The sequence below is a fragment of the Sneathiella sp. genome, assembly GCF_041689005.1.
Lineage (GTDB): Bacteria > Pseudomonadota > Alphaproteobacteria > Sneathiellales > Sneathiellaceae > Sneathiella.
Genome location: NZ_JBDNHC010000092.1, coordinates 1 through 4,805 on the forward strand (window position 1 = coordinate 1; position 4,805 = coordinate 4,805).

At 58.9% G+C, this 4,805-nt stretch carries 3 protein-coding genes; all 3 read left to right on the plus strand.

The features are described from left to right. Positions 1-1,517, plus strand: a 1,517-nt coding sequence (locus ACESNI_RS11340) for a VWA domain-containing protein (RefSeq protein ID WP_373086767.1), incomplete at its 5' end; no start/stop codon positions are given. Between the two features lie 514 nt (positions 1,518-2,031). Next, entirely contained in the window at positions 2,032-4,068 is a 2,037-nt protein-coding gene (locus ACESNI_RS11345; RefSeq protein WP_373086768.1) for a S8 family serine peptidase, read from the plus strand. Positions 4,069-4,161: 93 nt separating this feature from the next. Beyond that, positions 4,162-4,497: a hypothetical protein gene (locus ACESNI_RS11350; protein WP_373086769.1), complete on the plus strand. Its 336-nt coding sequence runs from the start codon at positions 4,162-4,164 to the stop codon at positions 4,495-4,497. Positions 4,498-4,805: the final 308 nt, after the last annotated feature.

The following is a 4,805-nucleotide window of genomic DNA, read 5'->3' on the forward strand; positions in this document are numbered from 1 at the left end:
CGCGCGGTAGTGCGGGATTTGATCCGGCGATCACTGCGCGCCATGCCGATGGCGAGAAGGCCAAGCCGCTTGACGTCGCACGCTCAACGCTGCGGGACGAGGTCACCTATAGCTTTGCCGTAGATCCGGGCAGTTATCTTGATGTCGAGGTTTCCGAGCCGCAACGCTCGGTCGCCTTCCTGATGGATCAGAGCGCGTCGATGGCATCGCAGATACCAAAAATTCGTCGCGCCATTGTCGATTTTGCCGATGACATGGTTGCCGGGCGCGACGCTGTACAGTTCAAGTCGTTCGGAGGAGACTGGGCACGCGATGATTGGATCACCGATCCCGAAACGCTTCGGCCGCTTCTGGCAACCTATCATGGGGGAAACAACAGCAACGGCGAAGCCGCATTGTTTGACGCCGCCAAACTTTTGGAGGACCGAGACGGTTCGCGCGCAATCGTGATCATTACCGATGGCGATGTCGATACGAAGCAAGATCTTATGGCAGCGCTCCATGCCGCGCGGGCGCGAGTGTTTGTCGTCAAGACACCGTCGAATTCAACCTTCCAATATCCGTCAACCTCACAGCCGCGCGCCCTTCTCTGGGCAGGCCAAACGGGCGGCGAAGTTTCGCTTGTCCTGCAGAGCGAAGACATATCGGTTGCTTACGCACGGGTTGCGGCCCGATTGCTCGGCCCCAAAGCCTATGGCGTAAGCGCCGAGGCCGATGTGGTCGTTCTGAAGCCTGGCTTCCTCCAGGTCGAGGCTGGGACAGGCCCCGACCCCAAGGCAACGGTCCACAGCCAACTCATCATCCTGGATGCCTCTGGCAGCATGCTGAAACGGCTCGGTGACAAACGCCGTATCGACGTCGCGAAGGCAGCGTTGTCCGACTATCTTGGTTCGCAATTGGCGCGCAGCCAGGCGGGAGAAAAGCTAGAAATTGGATTGCGTATATTTGGCGGCGAGCCAAATTCGTGTGACACCGACCTCGTTCAACCTGTGGCGCGCTTCGACAATGACACTCTGGCCTCAGCCATCCGCTCCGTCCGTCCTCAAAATAATGCAAAAACGGCGATTGGAGCCGCCTTGCTTGCGGCCGCCAAAGATCTGGAAAAAGCGTCGTCTTCCGCTTCCGTCCTCCTGATTACCGACGGAGAAGAAACGTGTGGGGGACGTCCGCTCCAGGCAATACAGAACCTAAAGATCGCAGGAATTGAAGCGCGGATCGACGTGGTTAGCTATGCACTGGAACCGGAAATCGATCGTCGGCCTTTTGAAGACTGGGCCAAAGCTGGCGGCGGCATCTACGTCGATGCGGCCGACGGCGCCGACCTGCAGAACGCGTTGACAAGCACCTCCCGTATTCGCTTCACCGTATTTCAGAACGGCGAACAAGTGGCTAGCGGAACGGCCGGCGGAAGCCCCGTTGAGTTGGTGGCTGGAGAATATGATCTGCAGATAGAAGGCATGAAATCGCGGCAATTCGTGGTTACAGCGTCAAAGACAACGAGGATTGTGCCGGACTGACAACACTTCAATTTGTTGGAACAGCCGCCGGTGCTGTCAGGCGAATACGAACCCGTCTCCATTGCTCCCCGGCGAGCAGTTTACGGGCAATGAGAAGTTTGCGGCACTCGTGAAGGGCGGCATATTCCTTTTTTGCACCAGTTTCGGGAGTTGGCGTGATGGTATACTGACGAGTGGATCGCGACGAATTTCTGCAAAATTCGCATTTGGCGGCATCGAGACATCGCCCGCCCTTTCGTCGAGGCGATAGTCGGGGCTCGTCACGAAACAAATTCAGATCATCTCTTCCAACCCCGTCGTTCTGGCTTCAGACGAACGATGCTGTGACAGCCAGAGCGCGGAGATGAGCGACATGAACCAATCGGCGATCATATATCAGCAATGTCGTTTCCTTTAAATATGCACCCATACGGACAATATATCGTTTGATCTTATCGGCCAATTCTTATAGGGTTATGTGGGCCCATCAATTGGATTTTTGTGGCTGGGCTGGTCGATCAGGTGGGAGAATATCATGCCGTTCCTATTCGGACGAATGCAAAGAAATAGCGCTTTGATATGCGCTTCGATTCTGGCGATTACCTCAGTAATCGGCGTCACGGCCCAGGCTCAGGAAGAAGACGCGCAAAAAAAGGAGCAGGAAGAAAAAGCGCTTCGCGCTCCGACGCTCCCTGGTCTCGAACCAGCACTGCAGGCAGCGCCCGCTCAGGGTGTGGCGCCGAGGCTCCAGACGGTTCCAAAGCCGGGCTTGCCAGGAGTGATTTCCGGTCCGCTTCCGCAGCTTACCCCCTTGCCGGAACTGGGGCCGCTGGAGCTCAAGCTGCAGCAGACCGATTTAGCTGTCCGCGTGATCGTCCAATACAACCGGGCTGCGGTCGGTCAGGGAACGTCGCGGATTACGGCCGCTGACGTCGCTACGCTCAAAGCCGACAAGCTGCAGTTCGCGAATGATCAGACACGGGCCTTTATGACCCAACGCAATATTGGGACATTCCGGCCGATCCCGAACCTGCCACTGGCAACCATTGAAGTCACACGCAGCCAGCTCAGCGCGCTTGCGGAAAGCGGCCAGTTTGCCATGATCGTCGAAGATAAGCTCTCGGCCCCGACGCTTGCTTCTTCGGGTGCGGTGATTGGCGTCGCCGAAGCCCACGCACTCCAGGCGCGCGGCGCCGGCACGACGGTTGCCATCCTGGACACTGGTGTCGAACGTACGCACCCATTCTTCGGGGGGCGGGTTGTCGAAGGCGCCTGCTATTCGTCGAATGTCGCGGCCCAGGGTGCGGCGTCGGTCTGTCCTGGCGGGGTGACAAGCGCAACGACGCTGGCTTCGAGCGGTCCCTGCACCGGATCGGCCTCCTGTGATCACGGTACGCATGTCGCCGGGATTGCAGCGGGTGATGGCGGGGCATTCGACGGAATTGCGCCCTTGGCGAACATCATGTCCGTTCAGGTGTTCAGTCTGTTTACCGACGCGGTCGGCGGCCCGCAGAACTGCGCGAACGCCAGCCGGCCCTCGCCTTGCGTGCTAACCTATGATTCTGATCAAATACGGGGTCTGCAGCGCGTCAATGCGCGCCGGGCGGCGAGGAATATTGTTGCGGCGAACATGAGCCTCGGCGGCGGAAACAATGCCGGGGCCTGTGATACCGATGTCCGCAAGCCGGTGATTGATCAGCTACTGGCAAACGGTGTTGCCACCGTCATCTCTTCTGGAAATTCCAGCCGCGTCAACGCGGTCGGGTCTCCAGGGTGCATTTCCTCCGCCGTCACAGTCGGTTCGACAACCGATGCGGACTCTGTATCGAGCTTTTCGAACATGTCGGCGACGGTTGACCTTCTAGCGCCCGGATCGGGCATCACATCGTCGGTTCTTGGCGGCGCTTTCGCAAGCAAGAACGGCACCAGCATGGCGGCGCCGCAGGTGACAGGGGCGATTGCAGCGCTGCGATCGCTGGCGCCAGATACGCCGATCAATGACATCCTTGCCACGCTACGGACAACCGGTATCAATGTCACCGACAGCCGCCCGGGCGGCACGATCGCTCGGCGGCGGATCGACATCGGCGCCGCCGCTGAGGCGCTGGCGCCGCAGGAAGATTGTATCGGGTACAACCTGTCAGCGGTCTCGCTGGTAGATCGCGGCGCCACGGCAGGCTGGACGATCACCGACGGACGGACCTCGATGTTCGCCTTCGGCAGCAAACGGGCCGAGGGCGAAGCAGCCCTCGCGATCATCCGGAAGTATGGTTTTGACAGGACCTGTTATATCGCCCGGCCGCAACCAACCATGACCTATCTGCTCGCTGGCGGCGCCGCCTCCAATGCAGCGCATGGAGCGGAAGACTGCATCTCGTTCAACCGAAACGCGCTCCAGCTTCAGCCCGTCGGTAGCCAGTGGCGGCTGACCGACGGCCGGTCATCCATACTCATGTTCCCCAATAATTCTGAAGGACAACAGGCCATCGACACCATCACCCGTCACAGGTTCAACCGGCAATGCTATGTCGGCCGTCCAGGACCGTCCTTCACCTACTGGCTCGCGCAGTAAAGCTGTGTCAGACAGGAGCCTGTCCTGCCTGTTGATGTACGGGCTCCTAGTATATCATGATCTCTGGAAGGCTGGCGGCGAAAGGAGGAAAAGGTGCTCAAACATCTATTGATAATCGTTGTTGCGGCTGCGCTGGCGGGGTGTACCCAACCAGAACCGGCGGGCCTTGCGGCAGACACTGCGGGGGATAATGGTGTGCAGACCGGCCGTTACGTCCTCACCGTAGCCGAGGATGAGGCTGGCGGCGTTTCATCCGAACGCATGCAGGCGGTGGTCAAGGTCCTCCAATCGCACGATGCCAAATCGGTAGAGGTGCTTGAGGGCCTGCCAACCATTATCGTAACCGCGACACCCGGCGCCATCGCGGCCGCCGAGGAGACAGGCCTCCTCCTTGCCGTCCAGGCTGACGGACTGAGTGCGCCGCAATAGACTTCAACTTGCCCCCCCCCGGAGGCATTGTCAGGGTGGCGTAAATCTAATGCCAACCAATCTCAATTATTCGCGGACGAGCAGATGCTGGGCGACAAGAAGGTCGCGCGGTCGTGTCAAAGGAACCAAAATTTTTACTTCCGCCTATGATTTCGCCAGTTTGGAAACACTAAAGCACTTCCGCATCATTTGACTCCATATCCAGCAGCTTTGAAGTAGTTCTGGCATTCGTCGGCTGAGTAGAGGTCGATGACCGAGGCGATTGCGTTGTGGAGGTCTTCGATTGTCCTCGCGCCGATCCGTCTGAG

Excerpts from the sequence above, each read along its gene's own strand:
- ACESNI_RS11345 (WP_373086768.1), top strand. The coding sequence starts at position 2,032 with ATGCCGTTCCTATTCGGACGAATGCAAAGAAATAGCGCTTTGATATGC.